Raw genomic sequence first — 19,995 nt, 5'->3', positions numbered from 1 at the left:
CGGTCCTATAAGACCAAATATGATAAACAACTGTTTTCCTCCAGAAGAATGATGTGCAATAGCGGATTTTTCGATCCCTTAAATGAAGCGATAAGCAGCACTATAATGAAATTTATGAAGCCGCTGTTTGATCAAAAATCACACCTTTACTTGCTCGATGCAGGTTGCGGGGAAGGCACTCATTTGAGCCACATTCAGGATAAGCTGACTTGGAAGGGAATCACCGAGCTTACAAGCGTAGGTATGGATCTGTCTAAAGAAGGTATTGTGGCCGCAGCCAAAGAATATCCTCATCCTCTCTGGTGTGTTGCCGATCTGGCTCATTGTCCATTTTCAAATCAACAATTTGACGGTGTACTCAATATTTTATCCCCTTCTAATTATGCTGAATTTACAAGAATTCTTTCGGAGGACGGCTGCGTCCTGAAAGTTATTCCCGAACGATATTATCTTCGGGAATTAAGATGCTTGTATGAACAGAAAAAGAATACGCCTGCTTATTCGAATGACAATATATTAAGCCGATTTAAAGATCATTTTAAACTTCTATCCGCCGAACGGGTAACCTATCGTTTTATGTTAAATGCCGACCTCTTGAAACCTTTGCTCCATATGACTCCCTTATCGTGGGGAGCTACGGAAGCAGACTGGCAGCGAGTGCAGGAAATAAATTTACCGTATGTCACAGTAGATTTGCTCATCTTATGCGGTAAAAAATAGATACTAAAAAGCATTCACAGCATGGGATCATCCATACTTCGTGAATGCTTTTTTACGTTAGTTCCTCGCTTAAGAAAAACGGGTGTAGCGCAACAGGTGAGCCAGCCGATTGAGCCGTTCTATCTCCCGATCCAACTCATGCAGCGGCTGTCCAGCCAAAGCAGCGTTTGCTCTCAGATCCCGTAGCGGGTTCATTTTTCGACCCATGAGTTTGAGCACCGTTGCCTTCCCCATGTTATTCACCACCACATATTGCGTTAGCGGGTCAAGCTCAATCCACAATACATGATGCTGTTGAAAAAACGATAATAGTTGCTTTTTTAACGCCTCCAGCTCTTCAATCTCACCTGTGATTTGCGGATGATGATGAAAAGCCACATAACCCATCACCCGCAGGTCACTTATGATTTGTTCCAAATGAAGCGTTTCGTTTATGTACACATTGTTTGTGCTCATGCGGTTTCTTGCACCATTCGTATGATCTTCCCGTATGACGTTCACCACCTGACTATCGTTTATATCAAGCTTTATCTTTCCCCTTTTCCAATAGCTGCACAAGCCAGCAACCTCCAAACCACAATGCTCCTACAGCAAAAAAAACGGTATACACCGTATATAACGTGGTCAGTTCAAACAAGCTATTGTACCGATTAAGCAAGATCCCCCACAAGCATAGCAGAAAACTGCTACCATTTTGCTGATGAAAGCGATGCTTGTAGATCCGTTGAATCAAAACAGCCACAAATCCTATCAACAAAACGTGATTCAGCAAAATACTCCACATTTCCATAAGCCCCCTTTTTCACCATAGCGCAATGGCTTTGAAAAGTCAGGACGTACACAAACCTTGCGAATAAAAAAACAACCGGCTTATACGCCAGTTGTTTCTCTTTCTACAAAATACTTATTGGTCATATAATGGGCCTTGCCTCTGGAAGTATCCACCATTCCCTTTTTGTTGTCGAGAAAAACAATCTCCCGGCATTTGGTGCAGTACCACTTGGTCCGCTTAAAGGGAGATTCTGTTACATACGATGTACCACATTTGCAATCTACTTTAATTAAGGTTTCAGTTGATTTGTAAGCCTGGGACAACTCTTTTAGGCCAGTATCCGGCTGTTGAATCGGGATAATAACCTCCTGATAGCTTGAATACTGATTATGCACCTTAAAATCAGCCACCAGTTCCGCATGCAGTCCAAAGTACTCTTTGCCAATCTCGGTTACAAATTTCTTGCCGATTCTGTAACACTCAAGCCATTCCTGTATCTGTTGATTAGACAAAGGCACTGTGCCCTTGATACCACTATTTAATGTGTAAGTCATGATGTATAAAGTATCATCTTGTCTATGTCCGTACATGAGAAGCCTCCTTATAATACACTTGATAATGTACTACAAAGCGTAAAAAACATCAATTTTATTATTTGGCAAAAGACCTAATATCATTTTAGTAGGCACACAAGAGGTGTGAGTGTATAGTTAGAAAGCAACTGACAATCTGTCAGTTGCTTTGTCTTTCCACATAGTATTTGTTGGTCATGTACCATGCCTTTCCTTTATCTGTATCCACCATGCCCTTTTTACGATCCAGGAACACAATGTTATTACACTCCTTGCATGACCACTTGGTTCTTTTGTGCGGTGACTCTTCTATATAGGAAGCACCACATTTACATTCTACCTGAATTAATGTTTTATACTGACTGTACGCCTCTACCAGTGGGTCCAGTTCTACAGCTTTGCGTTCTATTACAGGCTGTATTATGGATATGTGTTCTCTCTGCTCCGAGTATTCATTATGTACCTTGAAATCTGCTACCAACTCAGGGTTTAAACCAAAATACTGTTTTCCCACAACCGTTACAAACTTGCTGCCAATTCGATATGCTTTGATCCATTCCTGCACCTGCTTACTGGTTAGGTCGACCGTTCCCTTTATACCGCTGTTCAGCGTATAAGTCATCAAGTGTTGGTTGGGTGTCATATGTCTTAACATTCACCTCCGATCAAGAATATACCACAGGTAGCTCTAGGCAAAAGCTACTTCCTACTACCTGAAGCAACGAGCTTTTTCTGCCTTGTGATTCTTCTTCAACACCTATATATAAAAGTATAACTCAAAACCTGATCCATCTTCCATCCTGTCGTCATGCTGAATACTGCTTTTGTAGGGATTTATATTCTTAGACTATCACCAGATGCATTTCTATCTTAGTATAACTTTGTGGTACAGTCTTGTGTTTTGATCACTCCTGTTAGTTGCACTATGATCTCTAATGGTAGTTTCTTCCTTATATACATAGTACATCATTTACACGCAAATTCCCACATATTTCAGCGGTTATTCTGTAAAACAAAAGCCTTCATCCTTTTTAAAAGGGTTACGGGACTGATCACATGGTAGAGGTTACTGCTTCCTTGCCGTCCCCCCGATTATGTTATAATAAAATAAAGCAAAAAGAGCGAGGTGAAGTCGATGAAATGGGAAGAAATTGCCGAATCACATCCAAGGCGATTTGTGTTGGTTGAGGCTATAAAAGCCAGTTCCAATAACCGCGTGCGCAATCTTGAAGACATGGCGGTTATTCAGGATTACGATAACCCAAAAGATGCATGGAGCGGGTATAAACATTTTCACAAACTGTATCCGTCACGCGAACTGTATGTGTTCCATACCAGTCGATCCGATGTCGAGGTTGTAGAAGAGTTTTTCTCAGGAGTACGGCAGCGTACATGAAGATTAACCTTCATAATGGTTTGCCAATTGTTTCCTTAACATTGAGACATCACGACCAAACTGCTCTATTACCAAACGTATTGTTCGATACAGGGTGCGCTGCAACAGTGTTTGATACGGATTTACTTGCCCAAATCGGCATTCACATTGATTTCATTAACGGGAGAGCAAAGCGGATGTACGGGGTGGGCGGTACAAGTGAAATTTGCTACGAACAGGTAATTCCTCATCTAAAAATCGGTCATATTCAATTAGATATATTTCCAATTCAACTAAGCTCTATTCAAGAGCCGTATGGATTTGATGGCATATTAGGCATTGATTTTATGCTAAAAACAAAATTAATTGCTGACTTTGATTTAATGAACATCCACTCCCCACTTTCACCTTTAAAATAATTCCAAGCAGGTGGTCACATGTCTCTTCCTTTAAATCTGTTTACCATCATGCTCAGCCCGTAGAAGTATTACTTATACCCTTGGTTTCTCCTGCGGGCTGAGCCTTTGCCCAAGGGAGCGTGATGGTAATGAAACCTAATCAAAAAAATCGTAATCGAGCTTATTTTAGGCACCACAGAAAACGTGTTATTCAGCGTAAAAAACGGCTTTCAGCACACCGGGGATGGGTCATCAAATTCGATGGTGTATTCTCCAAAGGAAAAATCCATTGTTCCTGCTGGATGTGCAGTAATAAAACAAAACGACTGGGCTATCCCAAATCAGAGCTAGCAAGAATAGATAACTGCCAGGAACAGCTTCAAGATTATCGTTTCTAAACTAAAAAACGATCAAAACAAGCGAATGTCCATTGCTATGACACTCGCTTGTTTTACGTTTACAATAGATTTTCCAGCTTCTCTCCTCAATTTGAAATATAGAATAAACTTACTAGGTTTGATCAGCTAACATACCACAAAACAAAAGCCTTCCCGACCACCCTTCACTGTCGAAGGATCATCGAGAAGACTTTGTACCCCGCAAGGAACGAGAGGTCAGATTTTTAATTCTCCAAGCCTGATTAATTCCACGACCGCCTGTGAACGACCTTTTACGTTCAATTTTTGCATCACATTGGAAATATGGTTTCGGACCGTTTTTTCGCTAATGAATAGCTGTCCGGCGATGTCACGTGTTGTTTTGTCCTGCACGAGCAGTTCAAATACTTCACGTTCACGGTGAGTTAACAAAAACTTGTTTTTGTGGTCGTTACCCTTCGTCAATTTCACCCCTCCTTGCTCGGGTTTTGTGTGGTGTAACAAGGTTAAGGGATACAGTCAACACATTTTATGTCATGTGCTCAGGTATGGTTCAATATGCGGATAAAAATGGGCATAGGCACCTTACTAACTCCCTTCGATGGAGGGTTGGACTCTGCGCCTAATTTATGTATTGACAGGCATATGGGCCAGCCTTATGATAAGAAAAACCGCGACTGATAATCATTATCAAAATAAAAATTCGATATAGGTATCGCGCAACAGACTATGGTTCAAGGCCAGTTTGGCCAGAAAGGGTGTTCTTTGATTATGAAACTACGTTATGCCGTACCGGCCGGAGTGCTGGTCTCTTCTATTCTGTTCGCAGGTTGCGGACAAACCGGAACTGCTACTCAGCAGCCTGCCGCGACGACCAAAGATGCAGGAGCAACAACACAGACAACGACTCCTGCCGCTTCTGCCCCCAATTTTGATCAAGCGGTAGCAGCTTACCGCACCTATGCCATCGAGCAATGCGATACGTTTGTGAAGAAGACAGAAGAATTCACGAACGCAGTCAAAGCTGGCGAGCTGGATAAAGCCAAGGCGCTGTATGCTCCTGCACGTATGTACTATGAACGGATTGAACCGATTGCAGAAGCGCTGGGTGATCTTGACCCGAATATTGATGCACGTGACGGTGATGTGGATGCAGCGGATTGGCGCGGCTTTCACCGGATTGAAAAAACATTATGGGAAGAAAACACAACCAAAGGAATGGACGAGTTTTCCGACCGACTGCTGAGTGATGCCAAGCTGCTGCGTGCCAAAGTAGAAACAGTTAATATTGACGCCAGCCTGATGGTAACGGGTGCAGTCGAGTTGTTGAATGAAGTATCCACCTCGAAGGTGACGGGTGAAGAGGAGCGATATTCTCATACAGATTTGTACGACTTTGCAGCCAATGTGGAGGGCGCACAAAAGATATATGACATTTTGAAAACAGATCTGAACCAAAAAGATGCGGCGTTGGAAAAACAAATTGGTGAGCGCTTTACGGCCTTACAGCAAGAGTTGGCTCCTTTTAAGGACGGAGAAGGCTATGTGTCGTATACAAAACTGAAACCGGAAGAAGTTAAAAAGTTGAGCCAAAACCTCGATGCCTTGGCAGAACCGTTGTCCCAAATGGGGAAATTGTTAGGAGTGTAATGATATGAAAGGCTTTAAGCGGCAAAAAGGGCAAGAAAAGCCGCAGTATGCGGAATCCCATAATGAACAGGCCGATCTGGTAAAAAAGGATGCGAAGCTAGTGGAAGATGAGCTGTCAGGAAAAAGCAAATCCGTATCACGCCGAGACCTATTGAAGCTGGCCGGGGTAGGTGGACTAGGCCTCCTGCTTGGCGGCGGGGGCGTGGGAGCCGTGCTGTCAGCCGGTCAACGTCTCGAAAGCATGATGACGGATGTGGATACCAAAGATGTAATCCCTTTTTACGGTAAGCATCAGGCAGGTATTGTGACTCCGGCGCAGGATTTCATCTGCTTCGCCGCTTTCGATCTAACAACCAGCGACAAGGAACAGGTGCGCAGCCTCTTCAAATTCTGGACGGAAGCAAGCGCTACAATGACTTCTGGCGTGCTGCTTGGCAACGATAATGAAAATCTCAACCTCCCTCCTTCCGATACGGGCGAGGCGGCAGGATTGTCGCCATCCCGCACGACGATCACCTTTGGTGTGGGCCCATCCTTTTTTGATGGACGATACGGCCTGGCAGGGCTTAAACCTGCCGGGTTCCGTGAGCTGCCCCGTTTTCAAGGGGATGCCCTGGAGGAGCAATGGTGCGGTGGCGACATCGGAGTGCAGGTATGTGCCAATGACTTGCAGGTAGCTTTCCATGCCCTGCGTAATTTGGCACGTATCGCCAGAGGAACGGCGGTGCTTCGCTGGACGCAGGAAGGCTTCCAGCGAACAGCACAGGCTGATCCTGCGGGAAGCACACCACGCAATTTGCTGGGCTTCAAGGACGGTACAGGGAACCCCGACACCTCCAAGGCAGACGAGATGAATCGGCTGGTGTGGACACAGGCCAGTGACGGACCAGCATGGATGGGCGACGGCAGCTATATGGCTGTTCGCCGTGTACGCATGCGAGTAGAGGTGTGGGATCGCTCAACATTGGGCGACCAGGAGGATACTTTTGGACGTCATCGCAGCAGCGGGGCCCCACTCGGCAAGGTCAAGGAGTTCGACAAGCTTGATCTGGCGGCCAAAAATCCGGAAGGCAAGCCGGTTACACCTCCCACCTCTCATGTCGCTTTGGCTCATGGGGACGGGAGCATTAATATTTTACGGAGGTCTTATTCGTATTCAAGCGGATTGGACAAGCAAACAGGACAGCTGGATGCTGGGCTGCTGTTCATCAGCTACCAGCGTGATCTGTTCAAGCAGTTCGTTCATATTCAGGAGAAGCTTGCACGCAATGACAAGCTGAACGAATACATTGTACACAAAGGCAGTGCGGTGTTCGCCTGCTTCCCAGGTGTATCGCAAGGCGGCTACATCGGGGATACGTTATTTTAACAGCAGGCAAGGAAGGGGATTTATATGAATCGGCGCAATAAAAGCTTGGGATGGGTGTTTGTGCTGGTGGCAGCTCTGCTGCTGACCGTAGCTCCGTTCATTTCCGGGTCGGTCGCTTTTGCACAAACAGATGCCAAAGCTGTCACCAATGATCAGCTAATGCCTGTAGTGGGCGGAGCACTAGTGGAGGCGGGACAAGCCCAATGGACGGAAGCCTCCAAGGATCTGAAAGAATTCCGCACGCTGTGGGAGGCCGCCAAAACAAATGGCGGAGATTCAGCTCACATCGCGGCTGTAGATCAAGCACTCACCGATGCGGAACAAACACTCGCCAGTGGTGGCGGGGAACCAGCGAAAGCTGCCTTATCCGTGCTGGCGCGCTCGGTCAATGAGTACGTCACTGCTGCCGAAGGGGACAAACCAGCCCCGGCTGGAGCCAAAGCAGCGGAAAAACTGCTTCCCATGGCGAAGGGCAGTCTGGCCGCCATGCAAAAAGGCGATTGGGCTGCTGCCCGGGTGGATTACGATCGAATCGTCAAAGACTGGTATCAGGTAGAAACACCGATTCGTTTGGACAATTTCCCGGTATACAGTTCGCTCGAAACTAAAATCAGTCTCATCCGCATCTCCATGCAAGCTGAGCCTATTCGCCAAGAACAGGCTCTCAAGGAAATGCAGAAATTAACGACTCTGCTGTCTGATTATAGTCAGGGTAAATCTATGAACACAGGTCAAGGAACGAATGCAGGCAATACGGCTGCCAGAACGGCGAATGGTTCGGCTGCTTCCCTAGGCGATGCAGTTACCTTGCTCGAATCCGCACGCCAAGATGCTGTAGCTAATCAATCAGAGCAAGCGGCTGACAAGGTAGTGCAGTTTATCGCTCTGTGGCCTTCTGTCGAAGGACATGTACAAATTGCCGATCCGACGTCTTACACTGCAATTGAAAATGAAATGACCGAGACTTCAGGATATCTGCTGTCTTCTCCACCGAATACGGACAAAGCCATTCAGACTCTTGATCAAATGCTGGACAGGCTCCGTCCGTTGACGGAAGAACGTTCTTACACTGCGTGGGATGCTGCGCTGATTTTGCTGCGTGAGGGCCTGGAGGCCATCCTCGTGCTCGCAGCTCTGCTGGCGTATGCCAAAAAAAGCGGCGAAGCCGTGGCTGGACGGTGGATATGGGCAGGAGCCGGAACGGGGCTGGTGCTGAGCGGAATTCTGGCAGTACTGTTCACCACACTGGTGGCAGCTGCCGCATCAGGCAGCATGCGTGAGTTGCTGGAGGGTGTCACCGGGCTGGTGGCGGTCGTGTTGATGCTGACCGTTGGTAGCTGGCTGCATAGCAAATCCAATGCTGCCGCGTGGAACCGCTTTGTGGAAAACAGCGTGGGCAACGCGCTGGCACGGGGAAGCCTGTGGTCGCTATTTGCGGTTTCTGCGCTCGCAATTCTGCGTGAAGGAGCCGAGACAGCTATCTTTTATGTCGGTATGGCTCCAGCCATCGAAACCTCGCAATTGCTGCTCGGCATTAGCTCGGCGACGGTTGTTCTAGTCATTCTGGCGTTTGCGATCATTAAGTTCAGTGTACGATTGCCGATTCGTGCCTTTTTCCTGACTGCGACTGTACTGATTTACTATCTCGTATTCCGATTTCTGGGCGAAAGTATTCATTCGCTTCAGGTGGCTGGCAAGCTTCCGGGGCACACTGCCTCCTCGCTTCCGTCCATTAGCTGGCTGGGAATGTATCCAACTTGGGAAACCTTTGTCCCACAAATCGCTGTACTGATCTTTATGGTATGGCAGCTTGTGCGTCAAGAAATGCGCAGCTCCAAGCAACATTGAGTCGATACTACCCTACTCATCATGTAAAAAACGCCAAATCACAGGTCCGATTTGTATCGGTTCCCATGAGTTTGGCGTTTTTTACATACTTACAACGCATCCTCAGGCAACGGAATCATGCGCTGATGATGCAGCAGGTCTGTGCGGTCACCGTGTTCACGAATGACATGCACCTCCCCACGAAAATCGAGCAGCTCCGCCGGGGTAGCATGTCCCAGAAATTGTAGCGGACTATAGCTTAATCCATAGGCACCTGCATTCGGAAAGGCAATATAATCGCCCTCGTGAATCGGAGGAAGCTGCGCTTTTTTCACAATACAATCCTCGGGTGTACAAAGCGGACCAACAATACTTACCGTTTCAAGCTCCAAAGATGCTTCCTCCGGATGCTCCCCTATTCGGCTTGCAACCTCTTCTAATGATTGTTCGACAGTAACAGCCGTTTGAGCAGAAGCGTCTCTCTGCCCCATCCGTAGGGTTGCTTCCACTTCTCGTTCTTTGGGTTCTTTCGATTCTCCCGCTTGCCTACGCATAATTCGCACCGGGTAGTTGTCCCTAATGCGGCGTCCTCGAAAAGTAGCAGCGGCGTAGTGATTCATGCCACCATCAGCCACGACAAACTTCTCCCCCTTGGATTCCTTTGTATACAATGCTCGGCAGACATACATGCCCGATTGAGCAACCAGATACCTGCCGCTTTCGATGATTAGCTTAACCCCGGGCATGCGGGTTCGGGTCTGCTCCGCGAGTGCGTTCAGTCCGTCAATGACGTGATCCATATCAAGTGGTTGCTCATGAGCAAAATAAGGTACACCAAACCCGCCGCCCAAATTGACCGTATGCATTGCCACACCATACTGAGCCTGTACCCGTTTTGCCAGCTGCAGCGTATTCGCAAATGAAGCTAAAATCTGATCCGATTTCAACATTTGCGTACCTGTATATACCTGAATACCTTGAAAATGGACATGTGGGCAATCTTCCAGCACCTTAAAAAAGTGATCCAGCTGCCCTTCATCCACTCCAAAGGGGCGCGGAACGCCGCCCATTTTAATCGTTGCTCCAGATAGGTCGTTATCGGGATTGATGCGAACCGCTGCCCTGACAAGCTGGCCCGCTTGGGCAGCAATGTCCTCCAGCAGACGCAGCTCCCTCACCGATTCGACATGAATACAGCCGATTCCATAGGCTATCGCCTCGTTCAGCTCGGCTACTGTTTTTCCCGGTCCGGCGTACAGCACGTCTTCCGCAGCATACCCGGCCTCCATAGCGACGAACATTTCTCCAGCCGAAGCAATCTCAACACCACAACCTAACGAACGCAGCAATCCAGCCAAGGCTACGTTACCATTAGCCTTGAGCGCATAATGTACACGCACGGCCGGGTGCAATCGGGATAGCAACGAGCTGACGTGGGCATGCAGCGCGTCCCCGTCATAATAGTAAAATGGCGTCGGATGCTCGCCGAAACGCTCCAGTAAGGCTTCGTCCTTTTTATCCATCACCTGAGTTCTCCTCCTCTCTATGCCTTGATACTCAGTATTGTGCATCATTCGCTTCCCTCCGCTCGAAAACACAATCATACTCATACTGCATATATCGTCTCACCCGAGCGTGCTGCTTCATGAATGGCTGCCAGCAGTCTGACGCGTTCAGCAGCCTCGCAAAATGGAATGGGCTCCGCTTCTCCCCGGATGATGCTACAAAAGGTATTCAACTGATTGACATAATAGTTCATAGGCTCGAAAACCGTTTTGGTATGCGAAGATGTCTGTGATAACCCAGGCAGTGCGTCCACATCTGTTATATTCGGCATGATATCCTTCTTTATTTCCGTCCTGAGTGTTATTTTATAAAAACCTAAATTTGCCCGAAAGCAGTCCTTCAAGGTGACTACTGCCGAATCAAAGGTCAGTACATGAGCACAGCGATAAGGGCGCTCAAATGAAAAGAGGGCAGATGCCTCCAATCCACTCGGATAACGGGCTTGCGCACGAAATGTCCAGTCACAGCCATGAGGACCATCGAAATCCGATTGACTGTGGAATTCCGCCTGCTCTAATCCAACGACGGCTTGAAGCAGCTGGAGCCAGTACACGCCCAGATCCCAAAAGCATCCCCCACCCTGCTCCGGACGAGATCTGTAATTGTCCGCATGTCCTTCTTTTGCCGGAATGCATAGACTCGTCTCTATGGAGCGTAAGCGACCATAACACCCCGATTCTACCATCCTCCGCAGCTCATGCTGCCAAGGATGGTGCTGCACCATGACTCCCTCCAGCAGGTAAGCACTGCTCTGTTCGACTGTCGCTGCCAAGGGAGCCAGATCAGCCGTATTCAGGCATAACGGTTTTTCCACCAGCACATGCTTATGAGCCCGTAGTGCTTTGCCAATCCACTCGGCATGTAAATCGTTGCTGAGCGCAATATATACAGCATCGATCTCCGGGTCCTTTAGCATATCCTCAGCATGCCGATAAACGACACTGACGCCAAAACGATCTGCCATTTCTCCTGCCTTGGCAACCGTGCGGTTCGCAAGCGCGGTCACGCGTGCCCCTGCAACATGTCGGATCGGTTCCAGCAACGCACGGGGAGCAATGGCAGAACAGCCAATGATCCCAAAGCGAATATCTCGCATCGCTGGCTCTTGCGCAGCCGCCGTAGCGTTCATAACCCCTGCTCCATTCCTGGGGAGCTTACTGGCATTTGGATACTATTCACATATGACTCTATATAACGCGGCGTCCGACTGCGCAGCTCTACGATCCTGCGATGCATATCCTCCAGTATCTGAGCACTACCGTCATAGGTTTGTATCCATGTATCGTACCGCATACCGAGCCCCAGTCGTTCCCATAGATCCGCATTATGCTTTTCATGCACACCAAATGGCTCCAGCATAATGAGTGGAGTGGCCGTAGCGAACGAGTCGGTTAGGCTGCCACCACCTGGCTTGCTGACAATGGCCTGGACACGACATGCTTGGTCCAGCATGCTATGGTAATCCGGTCCGACCTGATACACTGTCTTCTCGCCTCTTTTCACCTCTCCGAAAGGCGGAAATGTATGCTCCCCGGCTTCATTACGCTGCCATGTCCTCCACTGCGGGTCCATCTGAAAATAGCGTATACTGTCCCGTTGTTCATCCGGTTGATCCTGATCATACAACAGCAGATCCAGCTCCCAGCCCGCTTCTTCCAACCGTCCAACCTTGTCACGATATGTGCCCATGCCCCAACCGCCGCCATGTACGAATAAGCGGGATTGCCGTGCTTCAAATGGTACATACTCCACGGCTGGCACATCAATATAGTGGCTGACTCTATTCTTATCATTTTCAAAAAAGGTCATTTCTCCACAGCCCTCCGCAAAACGCGGGTTATGCTTGGCTAGATTTTTCCAGGAAGGAGAAGGTGTCGAATCCATGTACACGATGTCCACATGCACCGACTCCGGTTCTCTGCGCTTACGATACTCCTCCAGTACATACATCCAATGACCGGATAAGCATATAAAATACCGCCGATCCTCCTCCATCCATTGGTTCAGCAGCACTTCCATCGCAGCGAGATCCAGTGAATTACGCATATCCTGCGGAACCTTTTGTGACATTAAGGCCACCGCAAAATTGTCATGGTAAGCTTTGCGGCTTTTGTCGACCTTGAGACGGGCCGATTCTGGCAGCACATTTTCAAATACATGAATCGCCGTATCCACGCCCAGCCTGCGAAGACCCGCTTGTAACAACAAGCCAGGGGTATAAAAGCCCAATCCGAAACCGGAACACAAAATCGTTACCTTCATAAGCTTATCCGTACTCTTACGCATGCTCATACGCCTCCCGTTTAATTCAGCACTGTAAAATGATGCTCTGCCAAAAAACGCTCCAGCTTTGTAGTCAATCGCATTTTATCCTCATCGCTCGCAGCAACCAGCTCTAAATAAAGACGCCCCTTACCTCGTGCCCGTTCGCTTCCAGCAGTTTCTTTGTTACCATTCAAGTCCGGCTTAGCCATGCCGTTCCCTTCTGATCCGCCATCGCTGGCCCCAATCCCGCTCACACGAACCTGCTTGGCAGGCGATCTGCCTCCGCGCCCGGTTGCATTTCTGCTTGGCGTGCTTGTATGGCCCACAATCTTGTTCTCGCCATCTCGTCCACCTGTGTTCACATATAATGTATTGGCACCCAGAGGCATGACACCTTCTTCCCGTTCACCTGTGAACAACAATCCTTCACCTTTCAGCCCTTCCAGCAGTTCTTCATAGGATAGACTGCCATCATGGGACAGTGAATAATTCGTCAGCGTGCCACGCATATTTTTCCCGGCCAGAAAGGTATCGAGCTGATGCTTGATCAAACTCATCGACTTTCTGGCATTAATTTCGATAATAGGCTCCAGCTTCCCACCACGAAGTGTCATGGAATCAATGCATACATCGCCGTAATAACCATCCTGATACAATTGCCGTCCCACATCCTGCATTAAGCTAAAATAGCCCTCGCGCTCCAGCCGCTCTAAAAAAGCCCCGTCCGGCGACAAGGATTCCCGATAAGAGAATTGAGTATTAGCCAGCCATTGTACAGATAGGATATCGACACTTCCATCATCACCAATCGTAAATTGGCATGAAAAATCCTGCTCTTTCTCCTGAAAAGGCTCCAAAAGGAAAAGCACCCGTTTGCCTTTGCGCTCCTGTCCACGCAAATACGATACGATCCGGTCCAGCATTTGTGTCGAGGTAATGTGCAGGTTTCCTTTGCCCGATACGCCAAAATCATCCTTGATTAAAAAGCTTCCATCCCGCAGTAGCTTACGCCCCGCCTCAGCGACATCTGCAAACGAAGTCACGATATAGCCCGGGTTGCGCAAACCGAGACTGCGTTTCAGATCAGAGGAATACGTTTTGGCATTTACCTTGCGAATCGTTTCCAGCGGTGGCTGATGCAGTGTTATACCCCAAGCACGTGCAGCCTCCTCCACATGCGGTAAACCCGCAAACGGGCTAAGCACACAGCCTTCCAGTTGAGGAAACCCCTCTCCAGCATCGGCCTTGCGACTGCCCAGCAGTTCGAATACTGAAGCGGCCGATACGTTGCCTGCACGCTCCATGCCGTCGGTTAAATCCCGTTCGTTGACAGCCGGATGAAACCCCAACTGCGCGATATACTGACGATGTACAGGCGAAATAGCATAACGGGTCAATAACGCATCTCCCGGCTGGCAAAAGCTGAACAACAGTTCATCCATGGCTGCTACAATCGCAGAAGAAGCCCGGTCTGGCAGGGCTGGCAGGGAAGCTAACTGGGCATCCCGCCAGTAAGCCTCCGCTTCGAACGTTCCCATATACAAATGACGCTGATTCGGTATCGCATTCATATGATTCGCTTCCTTTCCTGCTTCATTATTGGCCCACTACACGGTAGCGCTACTGGCTCGCGCTCGTATAATCACGTAGAGCAAACTGCCATATCAGGCGGATGATCGCCAGCAGCCAGAGAGGTGCGAGAAATGCCCATACCACCAACCCGGTATCCATTTTGCCGAGAATGAACATGGGCGGAAAATTACAAATGACAAACACCGGAAGCACGAACAAACCGATACGCTGAATCAGATTACTGTACACGGCCATCGGCACATAGTTTGTCTCGAAAATGCTGTTGGACAGCTCCGTAACGCCGTTCGTGCGGATAATCCAGAAGGCCAGCAGTTGGGGGAGCAAAAATACGGAGTATGCCGTAAGCACTCCGCATCCGAGCAGCACAGAGAACCCTCCTGCGGTTTCAAAATTAAATGGCAATCCGAGCCGATACCAGCCGATCCCTGTCATAATTCCGCCGCCAATTACATTCGGCACGGTATAGCCCAGCTCAAATTGACGCAGTGTCACCATAAATTGCAGTGATACGGGTTTGGTCATGAGCACATCCAGTGAGCCGGTACGAATTTTGTCAGGCAGGCTTGTAAAATTACTGTAGAACAATCCACTATAAAATCCGCTCATCATCGTAAACACGCCGATATATAACAATATGGCGTCAGGAGACCAGCCGTTAATGTCCGTCCCGGCGCGGTATGGAACCGATGCGTACAGCAGCTTGATAAGCAAATAAGCCGTTTCAACCAGAAATGCAGTTATAAAATTAATGCGGTATTCCATCTGCGACATGACGGAAAACTGGACAAACTTCCAGTACAGTCTGATGTAGCGTCTAACGTTTCGGAAAACATTTTTCATGTTAACCCCCCACCGAGACAAAGCGTTTGACCCCGGCTTGCCACACCCAGCGTGATACGGCCGCCAGCACTACAATCCAGAGCCATTGCACGCCAATGCCTTTAGCGGCTTCCAGCAAAGTCAGCTTGCCCGTTAACGCATTCACCGGAAAAAATACGGTGTAGCTGAACGGCAGCAGACTGAACAGACGGGCCAAAACATCTCCAAAAATCGTCAGCGGAAACACGGTACCGCTAGCTACGTAAATGACAAGCGACAGTGTATAAAATAGCCCCGCCGATTCCGTCACCCAAAAGGCTATGCCGCTCAGCGCATAATAGACCACAAAATTAAGCACAAGCGCTCCCGGCAACGCCAATATGTAAAGCAAGATGTACGATAGCCCGAAGCTGATTTGTCCTTCCAGGCTAAGACATAACAGCAAAATAGCAGCCGCCAGCAGCACGACCGCGGACTGTATGACTTTGCCTCCGATAAACCGGCAAAAACGGTAAGCGAAATAATGCACAGGCTGTACCATGAATTTTGCCAGTCCACCTTCCTTGATATCTGTAGCAATTTCGTATTCAAAGCCCGTAGCAATCAGTTTTCCAGTTACTCCCGCCATGACCACATACACCAGCATTTCTGGCAGAGAATAGCCCAACACTCTTGCTTGTCCCGAAGAACCGAATACAGCTAGCCAGAGAAAAATTTGCGTCATGATCGGCAGCATAAATCCCGCCATTTGGAGCCAATAATTAGCCCGATACTCCATTTCGTTTTGCATGCCAAGCTGGAGTACCTTCACATATTTGTTATTTCGCATCGGCCAGCCTGCCCCCATCGTACAAATTGGCTATCCCCTCTTCCAGCGGGACGTCCTCAATCGTAAAATCAACGACAGGCAGTGCGTCCAAAATCTTTTTGGACCAAGCCAAGGTATCTTCTGCATCCAGCTCAAATACCGCCTCTATCTCCGAGTTGGAGCGAAGTTTGCCGAGGCTCGCCAATGTTAGGTTGGATACGGGGATCTCCAGTCGAACCTTAAGTAATTTACGGGCACCGATGACCTCATTCACCTTGTGTAAGTCTCCGTCATACACCAATCTGCCCCCGCTGATAATGATGGATCTACTGCACAAATCCTCAATATCCTTCATGTAGTGGCTTGTCAGCAGGATGGTCGTCCGGTGCGTGCGGTTATAGGCTTTGAAAAACTCTCGAATCCGCCGCTGAGAAACAAGGTCCAGTCCAATGGTCGGCTCATCCAGCAAAATGACCCGTGGACGATGCAGCAGCGCGGCGATCAGTTCCATTTTCATACGCTCGCCGAGAGACAACCGCCGAACCTGCACATGAAGCTGCTCCTCCACCCCAAGCAGAGTGACCAGTTCATCCAGCGCCTCTTTGTAACGGTTTTCATCAATTTCATAGATAAGCTTGTTCAGCTCGAATGACTCGCTTGCAGGCAAATCCCACCAGAGCTGGTTTTTCTGTCCCATTACAATGGAAAACTGACGTTTAAACTCTTTTTGTCGTTTCCACGGGGTAAAGCCGAGTACGGATGCCTCCCCGTCCGTGGGATGGAGAATGCCAGACAGCATTTTGAGCGTCGTTGTTTTGCCCGCTCCATTTGGACCGAGAAATCCGACAATTTCGCCTTCCTCAATGCTAAAGCTGACATTTTGTACAGCCTCTTTGGTCAGCTGCTGACGCCTGAACAAGTTTTGTAACGATTTGCGCACGCCCGGCTCCTTTTTGTAGTACGTAAATGTTTTCGACAATTGGTTTAATGTAATGGACGGCAATCAATTCCCCTCCTCTTTCCTCTGCGCGTAACCCCTGGATGAACGTGCCTGATAAGGCCGAGTGCTCTGGACTACTCGGCTGCTTGCTCTGCTAAAATCATCAGTTCCTCCAGCATATGCCGCTGTCTTTCAATTAAATGCAAAGCTCGTTCCGTAATCTCAGGCATCCGATGCTTGCGCAGTTGAAGCCCTGTTTTGTAAATATGCAGATTAAGCTTGTGCCAATCCGCGTACAGCCCCTGTGCCAATTCAATTACGTGCTGTGTTTGTGGCCCCAGCGTGGCTTGATGCAGCAGGCAATAATCAGCTGTATAATCCGTCAAATGAAGGGCACTGCCCAATCGCAGATTGTAATAGATTTCATGACAGTACGTCCGAAAATCCTGATCCTCCATGTCTGCCAACAGACGGAAGTCACCGACAAATGCCCGGTACCCCTCATCTCCCCGCTTGACCTGTTTGCCTGTTACAGCTTTCCCCGTTTGATTTTCCGACTCATTAGACGTAGGTACGCCTCTCCAGATGGCTTCGTGTCCAGTCAAATACTGTCGAATATGATGAGCACACGCAGCATGCATCTCACTTGGCGAAAGCGGGGCAGGCTGCTCCACCAGCCATGCATACTCAATAATGCCCTGCATCAGATCGTCGAGCCGGGCTGAGCCCACATAAGTCATGGCATGTCCCGAGGAATCGAGCAGGAAGCTATCATTCACCTGTGCTGTCCGTTCTTGCAAGTCCAATCCACACAACTCAATCACGTGGCCCCTTGGGTAATTTTTCACATATACATCGTGATAGGTTAAAGCGGTGCTCGACGTATGCAGCATGGTACCGTAGCCCGATGTGAGTACCCGCAACAGGTCGGTTTCATCACTGACACCAGCGACCCACGGTTCCACTCGAATAACAGGTCCGCCACTGGCTGCCATTTCTTGAAGCTGCTCTGGATATTTCTCAGGTCCGAAGCGCTTCAAATCTCCACCATACTCTGCGCACATACTCCCACACAGCATGAATAGCTCGGATTCGGCCATGTTCACCCCGTACCTCCGCAATGAGGTACGCAGGGAAGAATATACACAATGTTTCCCTGGAAGAGCGTTTGCCACTTCTTCTGCACCATAGTCCACAACGGAATCATTACGAGTCTCCATATCGGATCCCTGCATCAACCTTGTCTTTTCGGCGCCCTTATGCATATTTGCCCAGCAGACGCTCAATGCCTTGCAGTGTAGATAGATGCTCCAGCACTAGATCGTCGTCCTCCATCGTAATATCAAGCTCATTTTCCAACTCTACAATTAATTCCACAGCGGATAAGGAATTCAGCCCCAAGGTTCGCAGATCCTGATCCGGAGTCAACTGTTCCAGTTCTCCCGGAGCCAGTTTCAAAATCTTTTCCAGCAAGGGTACTACATGGTATACATCTGTTTTCATTTTTGATTCCCTCCAATTTATGAGCATCCTAATCCAGCAATGATACCTTCCAATTTGTGCGCATACGCATCAGCTTCCTGCCAGCTGTCTGCCAAAATAAGTGTGAAAATCCGGTTCACATAGCCCCGCTTCACAGGGATACCAGACAATGTACCCGCCGTATACACAAACACCCCTTCTGGACGTTCGGGCGTATAGAGCAAGCCCTCCTCCGCGAGCAACCCGCACAAGCGGCTGTAGGTGAGAGGTGTAGCGGTAACGTTGCGGTAATAACGGGATAATGTTTTATGCTGTTCTCCCAGGACGGATGACAGGAATGAAATATAGGTAGATAATGTAAACCTACCGTTAATCTCAATGACTGGAACCAGCAAACCTTCTTGGTCAACAAAACCGTCAATAGAGGCCATTCCTGTGTACCCAATGGAATAGAGATACGTACCCAGCTGATAGGCGCAACGTCTCACTTCTTCCTCCAGCGCATCACCAATCTCAGCCGGCACTTGAGATCCGATATATACGGTGCCATCCACGTTTTGTCTTTTTAGCGAAAACATCGTCACACCACCGCCCTCGTCAATGCAGAGCTGGTAGTTCAGATCCATCTGCTTATTGTGCCAGCGCTCCACCAGCCAGCCGCCGGAAGATGGCGACGAGCCGCCAAAGCGCCTCATCACACTCAGCAGCGTGTCCAGCTTGGACAGCTCGTCCAGCATATACATGCCTTGTCCCGAGGCACCGTGCGGCTGCTTGATAATCAGCTTCACAGGTCCATCCGATAAGTCAGCCAGTCTGGCACACTCCCTGCGGATCGCCGATTCGTCTGCACATACAGCGCCTTCGCTGACAGCAAAACCAAGCTTTTGCGCGGTCAGGCGGCTGAATATTTTATCATTCACCTGAGCACTGACCGCGGATGGAGCGCCGATCAGCTCCAGCCCGCAAAGCTCCGCGATCGCTTCCTCCTGCGGTGTGACCGCATAGGGGACGAGCCACGCTTTGGCTCCGCCGTTGCTGTGGCCTGCATCTGCAACCGTACGCAGTCGTGCCAAAAGCGCCTCATCCGCCAGCACCAGCTCTGAAATCGGCGTTAGCGGATCAGAAGGCTCCGGCACCTCAATACGCGGCAGGCTAAAGCCCAACCGTTGAAGCATGTCCAGAAACGCCTCATCCGGCTGTTCCCGAAGTACAATGACATCCTGACTTCGACATAGCAGGAGATTCATTTCCTCCATCCGGTTTACGACTTGCTGTTCATCCCGGTCTACCATGCCCCCCTTGCGGGGGGATGGATGCCACACTTGCTCTGCGCCGATATTAAACAGCCAAATCAGGACTCCATGGTCTCGTTCATGCGCAAGCGCTTCCACAAGGTTAATCGTTTTAGTCGTCACGTCTTGTCATCATCCCTCTCTCTTCCATCCAGTAACAAACAACATCC

22 protein-coding genes are annotated in these 19,995 nt (G+C 49.0%); 7 read left to right on the top strand and 15 right to left on the bottom strand.

Going from position 1 to position 19,995, the window contains the following annotated elements:
- Window positions 1-114 precede the first annotated feature (114 nt).
- Complete coding sequence (locus NLX78_RS09260) at window positions 115-720, top strand: methyltransferase domain-containing protein (RefSeq protein WP_254350213.1); 606 nt, start codon at window positions 115-117, stop codon at window positions 718-720.
- A 69-nt stretch (window positions 721-789) separates the two neighbouring features.
- Here the strand turns inward: NLX78_RS09260 and NLX78_RS09255 are convergent, their stop codons facing one another.
- The 4 genes from NLX78_RS09255 to NLX78_RS09240 all read right to left on the bottom strand — a co-directional run bounded on the left by NLX78_RS09255 (window position 790) and on the right by NLX78_RS09240 (window position 2,707).
- Window positions 790-1,176 carry a hypothetical protein gene (locus NLX78_RS09255; protein ID WP_180984650.1) on the bottom strand — a complete coding sequence of 129 codons (387 nt, stop codon included), beginning with the start codon at window positions 1,174-1,176 and terminating at the stop codon, window positions 790-792.
- Between the two features lie 64 nt (window positions 1,177-1,240).
- Window positions 1,241-1,504, bottom strand: coding sequence for a hypothetical protein (locus NLX78_RS09250; protein WP_235308511.1), 264 nt, complete (start codon window positions 1,502-1,504; stop codon window positions 1,241-1,243).
- Window positions 1,505-1,590: 86 nt separating this feature from the next.
- Window positions 1,591-2,082 (bottom strand): hypothetical protein, encoded by a 492-nt coding sequence (locus NLX78_RS09245; protein WP_013311697.1) that lies wholly within the window; start codon window positions 2,080-2,082, stop codon window positions 1,591-1,593.
- Between the two features lie 142 nt (window positions 2,083-2,224).
- Window positions 2,225-2,707, bottom strand: a complete 483-nt coding sequence (locus tag NLX78_RS09240) for a hypothetical protein (RefSeq protein WP_235308509.1) — start codon at window positions 2,705-2,707, stop codon at window positions 2,225-2,227.
- A gap of 492 nt (window positions 2,708-3,199) precedes the next feature.
- Here NLX78_RS09240 and NLX78_RS09235 point away from each other — a divergent pair, with 492 nt between their 5' ends.
- The 3 genes from NLX78_RS09235 to NLX78_RS09225 all read left to right on the top strand — a co-directional run bounded on the left by NLX78_RS09235 (window position 3,200) and on the right by NLX78_RS09225 (window position 4,235).
- The gene (locus NLX78_RS09235; RefSeq protein ID WP_023990050.1) at window positions 3,200-3,460 is read left to right on the top strand and encodes a hypothetical protein; all 261 of its coding nucleotides are present in this window, start codon (window positions 3,200-3,202) and stop codon (window positions 3,458-3,460) included.
- A complete protein-coding gene (locus NLX78_RS09230; protein ID WP_254350212.1) occupies window positions 3,457-3,858 on the top strand; it encodes a retropepsin-like aspartic protease in 402 nt (133 codons plus the stop codon). Before NLX78_RS09235 ends, NLX78_RS09230 begins: the two co-directional genes overlap by 4 nt.
- Window positions 3,859-3,986: 128 nt before the next feature.
- Window positions 3,987-4,235: a hypothetical protein gene (locus NLX78_RS09225; RefSeq protein WP_254350211.1), complete on the top strand. Its 249-nt coding sequence runs from the start codon at window positions 3,987-3,989 to the stop codon at window positions 4,233-4,235.
- 216 nt (window positions 4,236-4,451) lie between these two features.
- Here NLX78_RS09225 and NLX78_RS09220 read toward each other — a convergent pair whose 3' ends face one another.
- Entirely contained in the window at window positions 4,452-4,679 is a 228-nt protein-coding gene (locus NLX78_RS09220) for a helix-turn-helix domain-containing protein (RefSeq protein WP_007431813.1), read from the bottom strand.
- Window positions 4,680-4,985: 306 nt separating this feature from the next.
- Between NLX78_RS09220 and efeO the strand changes: the two genes are divergently transcribed.
- Genes efeO through NLX78_RS09205 form a run of 3 tightly spaced genes read left to right on the top strand, consistent with a single transcriptional unit; the run spans window position 4,986 to window position 9,081 of the window.
- The gene (gene efeO / locus NLX78_RS09215) at window positions 4,986-5,864 is read left to right on the top strand and encodes an iron uptake system protein EfeO (RefSeq protein ID WP_025721876.1); all 879 of its coding nucleotides are present in this window, start codon (window positions 4,986-4,988) and stop codon (window positions 5,862-5,864) included.
- 4 nt (window positions 5,865-5,868) lie between these two features.
- Window positions 5,869-7,233, top strand: a complete 1,365-nt coding sequence (gene efeB, locus NLX78_RS09210) for an iron uptake transporter deferrochelatase/peroxidase subunit (RefSeq protein WP_254350210.1) — start codon at window positions 5,869-5,871, stop codon at window positions 7,231-7,233.
- A gap of 24 nt (window positions 7,234-7,257) precedes the next feature.
- Window positions 7,258-9,081, top strand: coding sequence for an FTR1 family iron permease (locus NLX78_RS09205; RefSeq protein WP_254350209.1), 1,824 nt, complete (start codon window positions 7,258-7,260; stop codon window positions 9,079-9,081).
- An 89-nt stretch (window positions 9,082-9,170) separates the two neighbouring features.
- On the opposite strand, the gene NLX78_RS09200 is transcribed toward NLX78_RS09205, so the two are convergent.
- The 10 genes from NLX78_RS09200 to NLX78_RS09155 all read right to left on the bottom strand — a co-directional run bounded on the left by NLX78_RS09200 (window position 9,171) and on the right by NLX78_RS09155 (window position 19,948).
- Complete coding sequence (locus NLX78_RS09200; protein WP_254350267.1) at window positions 9,171-10,583, bottom strand: type III PLP-dependent enzyme domain-containing protein; 1,413 nt, start codon at window positions 10,581-10,583, stop codon at window positions 9,171-9,173.
- 83 nt (window positions 10,584-10,666) lie between these two features.
- On the bottom strand, window positions 10,667-11,755 hold the full coding sequence (locus NLX78_RS09195) for a Gfo/Idh/MocA family protein (RefSeq protein WP_254350208.1): 1,089 nt from the start codon (window positions 11,753-11,755) through the stop codon (window positions 10,667-10,669).
- Entirely contained in the window at window positions 11,752-12,912 is a 1,161-nt protein-coding gene (locus tag NLX78_RS09190) for a UDP-glucuronosyltransferase (RefSeq protein WP_254350207.1), read from the bottom strand. The genes NLX78_RS09195 and NLX78_RS09190 overlap by 4 nt, the downstream gene beginning before the upstream one ends.
- Before the next feature lie 17 nt (window positions 12,913-12,929).
- Window positions 12,930-14,462: a hypothetical protein gene (locus tag NLX78_RS09185; protein ID WP_254350206.1), complete on the bottom strand. Its 1,533-nt coding sequence runs from the start codon at window positions 14,460-14,462 to the stop codon at window positions 12,930-12,932.
- A gap of 49 nt (window positions 14,463-14,511) precedes the next feature.
- Complete coding sequence (locus NLX78_RS09180) at window positions 14,512-15,324, bottom strand: ABC transporter permease (RefSeq protein WP_061828870.1); 813 nt, start codon at window positions 15,322-15,324, stop codon at window positions 14,512-14,514.
- Between the two features lies 1 nt (window position 15,325).
- The gene (locus NLX78_RS09175) at window positions 15,326-16,132 is read right to left on the bottom strand and encodes an ABC transporter permease (RefSeq protein WP_061828871.1); all 807 of its coding nucleotides are present in this window, start codon (window positions 16,130-16,132) and stop codon (window positions 15,326-15,328) included.
- Complete coding sequence (locus NLX78_RS09170) at window positions 16,122-17,114, bottom strand: ABC transporter ATP-binding protein (RefSeq protein ID WP_061828872.1); 993 nt, start codon at window positions 17,112-17,114, stop codon at window positions 16,122-16,124. Before NLX78_RS09170 ends, NLX78_RS09175 begins: the two co-directional genes overlap by 11 nt.
- Window positions 17,115-17,185: 71 nt before the next feature.
- The gene (locus NLX78_RS09165) at window positions 17,186-18,271 is read right to left on the bottom strand and encodes a hypothetical protein (protein WP_254350205.1); all 1,086 of its coding nucleotides are present in this window, start codon (window positions 18,269-18,271) and stop codon (window positions 17,186-17,188) included.
- A gap of 37 nt (window positions 18,272-18,308) precedes the next feature.
- Complete coding sequence (locus NLX78_RS09160; RefSeq protein ID WP_023990061.1) at window positions 18,309-18,554, bottom strand: acyl carrier protein; 246 nt, start codon at window positions 18,552-18,554, stop codon at window positions 18,309-18,311.
- A 17-nt stretch (window positions 18,555-18,571) separates the two neighbouring features.
- Window positions 18,572-19,948, bottom strand: coding sequence for a preATP grasp domain-containing protein (locus tag NLX78_RS09155; protein WP_254350204.1), 1,377 nt, complete (start codon window positions 19,946-19,948; stop codon window positions 18,572-18,574).
- Window positions 19,949-19,995: the final 47 nt, after the last annotated feature.

Source organism: Paenibacillus sp. Lou8.1, from assembly GCF_024213565.1.
Lineage (GTDB): Bacteria > Bacillota > Bacilli > Paenibacillales > Paenibacillaceae > Paenibacillus > Paenibacillus polymyxa_B.
Note: the sequence above shows the minus strand (reverse complement) of the source record. Positions and strands in the feature narration are given on the sequence as shown.